At 74.8% G+C, this 3,904-nt stretch carries 5 protein-coding genes; 2 read left to right on the top strand and 3 right to left on the bottom strand.

The window, feature by feature from the left end:
• Positions 1-19: 19 nt before the first annotated feature.
• Both AC0CYZ_RS00460 and AC0CYZ_RS00455 read left to right on the top strand, forming a co-directional pair.
• Positions 20-1,516 (top strand): hypothetical protein, encoded by a 1,497-nt coding sequence (locus AC0CYZ_RS00460; RefSeq protein WP_472210946.1) that lies wholly within the window; start codon positions 20-22, stop codon positions 1,514-1,516.
• A 75-nt stretch (positions 1,517-1,591) separates the two neighbouring features.
• The gene (locus tag AC0CYZ_RS00455; RefSeq protein WP_472210943.1) at positions 1,592-2,149 is read left to right on the top strand and encodes a ferritin; all 558 of its coding nucleotides are present in this window, start codon (positions 1,592-1,594) and stop codon (positions 2,147-2,149) included.
• 18 nt (positions 2,150-2,167) lie between these two features.
• Here the strand turns inward: AC0CYZ_RS00455 and AC0CYZ_RS00450 are convergent, their stop codons facing one another.
• The 3 genes from AC0CYZ_RS00450 to AC0CYZ_RS00440 form a co-directional block, all read right to left on the bottom strand.
• Positions 2,168-3,094 (bottom strand): DUF4328 domain-containing protein, encoded by a 927-nt coding sequence (locus AC0CYZ_RS00450; RefSeq protein ID WP_472210940.1) that lies wholly within the window; start codon positions 3,092-3,094, stop codon positions 2,168-2,170.
• 4 nt (positions 3,095-3,098) lie between these two features.
• Positions 3,099-3,425: a rhodanese-like domain-containing protein gene (locus AC0CYZ_RS00445; RefSeq protein ID WP_472210938.1), complete on the bottom strand. Its 327-nt coding sequence runs from the start codon at positions 3,423-3,425 to the stop codon at positions 3,099-3,101.
• 36 nt (positions 3,426-3,461) lie between these two features.
• The coding region (locus AC0CYZ_RS00440) for a sodium:solute symporter family transporter (protein WP_472210935.1) at positions 3,462-3,904 on the bottom strand (443 nt) is incomplete at its 5' end.

The raw sequence follows: 3,904 nt of genomic DNA, 5'->3' as shown, positions 1-3,904 counted from the left end.
CCCCCCACGAAGGACACCCATGGCCAGACACACGGTTCGACGCCGCATCCCCCGCTGGGCGGTGGCCGTACCCCTCTCGATCCTGCTGGTGCTCGGCGCGGCCCAGGCCTGGGCGTCGTCGACCCACGGATCGGACACCTCGTCGACGTCGACACGCAGCGCACGGACACCACGCAGCGACTCGCTCCTCTCACGGGTGACCGCGGCGATCACCGGTCGGGGCCGACGCAACGGGTCGGGCTCGCCGACGCCGGGCGGCGGGGCGACGACGCCCGGGGCCGGAGCCACGACGGCGGCGTCCCCGACGCCCTCGACGGCCGCGCCGGGCGCCGGTCACGGCCCCGGAGCGGGCGGCACGCATCCGTCTGACCAGCAGAAGAACCACCACCAGAACGGAGCGCAGCAGCAGGACCAGCCGAACCCGAACTGCACCCTGGTGGTCCCCCCGAACCCCACCAGCGCGGCCGGCCTCGCCACGCCGTACCGCCTGCAGGGCAGCGACGGGAAGGGCGCGTGCCACGAGGCGAACACCGCCCAGGCCGCCTTCGTCGAGGCGACGGTCCTCGACCCCGCCACCGGCGCGCTCTCGGTCTACCACCCGCTCGTGATCGACGACGGGTCGCGGCCGGCCGCGGCGCCGGTGACCCCGGCCCTCCCGGCGGGCGCGGTCGTCGGGGTCTGGTTCGGCTTCAACGGCACGACGCTGACCCTCGGCGGCGACCACGGTGGCTGCGTCAACGGCGTCCCGGGCTCCCCGTTCGGCCAGTTCGCGGACTGTCACGGCGCGGCCTTCTTCGGCGCCGCGAACGGCGCGATCGCGGCGGGGAAGCTCGCCGTGCCGGCGCTGGGCACCGCCGCCGACGGGCAGCCCTGCCCCACCACCCGGGACTTCTCCGTGGTCGACCAGGACCAGAGCGACAACCTCGCCACGTCCTACCGGGTGCTCGGCGACGGTCGCGTCGCCCAGGACACCGCCGCCAACACCGGGCTCGGCGGCACGCGGCTCACCAACGCCAGCGACAACGGCCTGCTCGACGCGTTCGTCGACCCGGCGCTCGGCTGCCGACCGATGACCGCGCCGGACGCCGGGGACCCCGGCAAGCAGGTCCCGTCGCTCGCGCTCAACGAGCTGCAGGCCGCCGCGCACCAGGGCGACCCGGTGGCACTCGTACCCGCCAACGACCCGATGTCGCAGGTCGACGGGAAGGCCTCGCGGGCCAAGAACGCGCTCTACCGGCAGGGGGTCGACCAGCCGGTCGGCGCGTCGTCGGACGGCGCCGCGTACTGCCGCTCGCTCGTGGCGGTGGCCCCCGGACGTCTGAAGGCGGACCAGGCCCGGTTCTCGGCGGCGACGTCGCCGGACCCCGCGGCGGGGAACAACCTCTTCACGTTCCTCGCGCAGCGCCTGCAGGCCTCTTACCAGAACCTCGGATGTGGGGACCTCGGGGCGCCCCAGCTCCCGCTCACCGTCAAGAAGGACGGTGACACGGCGGTGGCAGCCACGATCACCCGCTGACGCGGGCTCCGCCGGCGGCCGCCTCCGCGGCCGTCGGCGGGGCGCCGGCGGCCGGGGAACCTACACTCGGCAGGTATGAGCGACCTCTCGTCGTCGACGTTCCACGATCTCCTGAGCGAGCAGATCCGCCACGAGTTCACGGCGTCGCAGCAGTACACCGCCGTCGCCGTGTACTGCGACGACGAGGACCTGCCCCAGATGGCGGCGCACTTCTACGCGCAGGCGCTCGAGGAGCGCAACCACGCGATGGGCATGGTCCAGTACCTGCTGGACAACGACGTGCACGTCCGCGTCCCGGGCACCGACGAGGTCCGCAACGACTTCAAGTCGGTCGAGGACGTCGTCGAACTGGTCCTCGATCAGGAGCGGCGCGTCACCGACCAGATCACGGTGCTGGCCCGGACCGCCCGCGACGAGGGCGACTACCTCGGCGAGCAGTTCATGCAGTGGTACCTCAAGGAGCAGGTCGAGGAGGTCGCCTCCATGACGACGCTGCTGCGGATCGTGCGCCGCGCGGGCGACAACCTGTTCCACGTCGAGGACTTCGTCGCCCGCGAGATGTCGGCCGTCGCCGGGACCGATCCGACGGCTCCGCCCTCGGCCGGCGGCGTGGCGACCCTCGGCGGGGCCTGACGGCGCCGGCCCGGCCGCTCAGACGGTCGCCGCCCGGACGACCCACGTCCGCCCGGTGGGCCGCAACACCGGCGCGAGCAGCTCGGTGAGGTGCGCGACGACCCGCACGGTGGCCACGGCGGTCACGATCGCGACCACGTCGACGAGCGCGTGCAGCAGCACGCCGTCGGCGAGGGCCTGGGTGCTGGTGGCGAACCCGTGCGCCACGGTGACGACGCCGAGCACCACCCCGGTCGCCCAGCTCGCCCACCAGCCCAGCACCGGCCGGGACGGGGTCGGACGGGCGGCGGGGTCCGACCCGCCGGCGGCGTGCTCGATCTCGGCGAGCGTCGCCCCGGGCACGGTGAGGGTGAACGGCGGCAGGACGCAGCCGAGCAGCAGCAGCCGTGTCGAGCGCCACGGCCGGGTGCCGGACTCCTCGGCGGCGAGGCTGCGCGCGGCGAGCAGCCAGCGCAGGAAGAGCACCCCGGTGGCGAGCCCGGCCACCGGGGCGAGCAGCCCGAACAGCGTCACGAGGACGTCCGACCACCCCAGCGCCACGCCCGACAGGGCCCGGTCGCGGGACAGGACCAGCAGCACGTAGCGGAACACCTCGCCCGCGGCGGAGATGCCGGCGAGCAGGGCGGTGGTCACCGCGAGCCGGCGCAGCAACCCGGCGTGCGCGCGCAGCGCCTCCTGCGGGTCGGGGGCGGGCCTCGACGGCAGCGGTCCGTCGGGACTACCCGGTTCGGGGCGCGCCGCCCACGGCCACAGGCTCCAGCGCGGGACCTCGCGGTAGCGCGGCGGGCCGGCGTAGGGACGGCGGGACGCCGCGGGCTGCCGGGGACGCAGGGCGTCCGGCGTCGTCGCCACCCAGCGCACCCCGGAGAGCACGCGCCCGCAGTGCACGCAGAAGCGGACGGACTCGCCGGGCGGCTGCTCCCGGCCGCATCGCGGGCAGGTCACGGCGCTACACCACCTGGGCGGGCCCCGGCCCGTCGGTGACCACCGGGCGCCCGGCGGCCTCCCACGCCAGCATCCCGCCGTGCACGTTGACCGCCTCGCGGCCCTGGCCGACGAGGTAGGCGGTGACCTGCGCCGAGCGCCCACCCACCCGGCACACCACCGCGAGCGGCCCGTCGGGGACCTCGTCGAGCCGCTCGAGGAACTGCGACAACGGCACGTGGACCGCCTCGGGTGCGTGGCCGGCGGCCCACTCGTCGTCCTCGCGGACGTCGAGCAGCGTCGCCCCCGCGGGCACCTCGGTCACCGGCACGGCGGGCACCTCGGACGTCATGGCTCCATCAGATCACACGGTGCGCCGGTGCCGGTGTCAGTGCTGACGCGCCGAGGGCACCTGCTGCTCCGCCGCCGAGCCGGCCCCGGTCATCGAGCGGACCTCCATCTCCGCGGCGCGGCGGTCGAGCTCGGCCTGCTCCTCGGGCGGGGTGCTGTCCGCGCCGACCAGCGTCCCCGCCACGCCGAGCAGGAACGACATCGGGATCGACACGATGCCGGGGTTCGAGAGCGGGAACCACGCGAAGTCGACGCCCTCCCCGAAGATCGACGTGGACTCGCCCGAGACCACCGGCGAGAACACGATGAACACGATGCACAGGCCGAGCCCGCCGTAGATGCTCCACAGTGCGCCGGTGGTGTTGAACCGGCGCCAGAACAGCGAGTAGAGCAGCGTCGGGAGGTTCGCCGAGGCGGCCACCGCGAAGGCGAGCGCCACGAGGAACGCGACGTTCTGCCCGTTGGCGAGGATGCCGCCGA

This window comes from Actinomycetospora sp. (genome assembly GCF_055612215.1).
This window is presented reverse-complemented; position numbering and strand designations above follow the sequence as displayed.

Excerpts from the sequence above, each read along its gene's own strand:
- AC0CYZ_RS00460 (WP_472210946.1), top strand. The coding sequence starts at position 20 with ATGGCCAGACACACGGTTCGACGCCGCATCCCCCGCTGGGCGGTGGCC.
- AC0CYZ_RS00455 (WP_472210943.1), top strand. The coding sequence starts at position 1,592 with ATGAGCGACCTCTCGTCGTCGACGTTCCACGATCTCCTGAGCGAGCAG.
- AC0CYZ_RS00445 (WP_472210938.1), bottom strand. The coding sequence starts at position 3,425 with ATGACGTCCGAGGTGCCCGCCGTGCCGGTGACCGAGGTGCCCGCGGGG.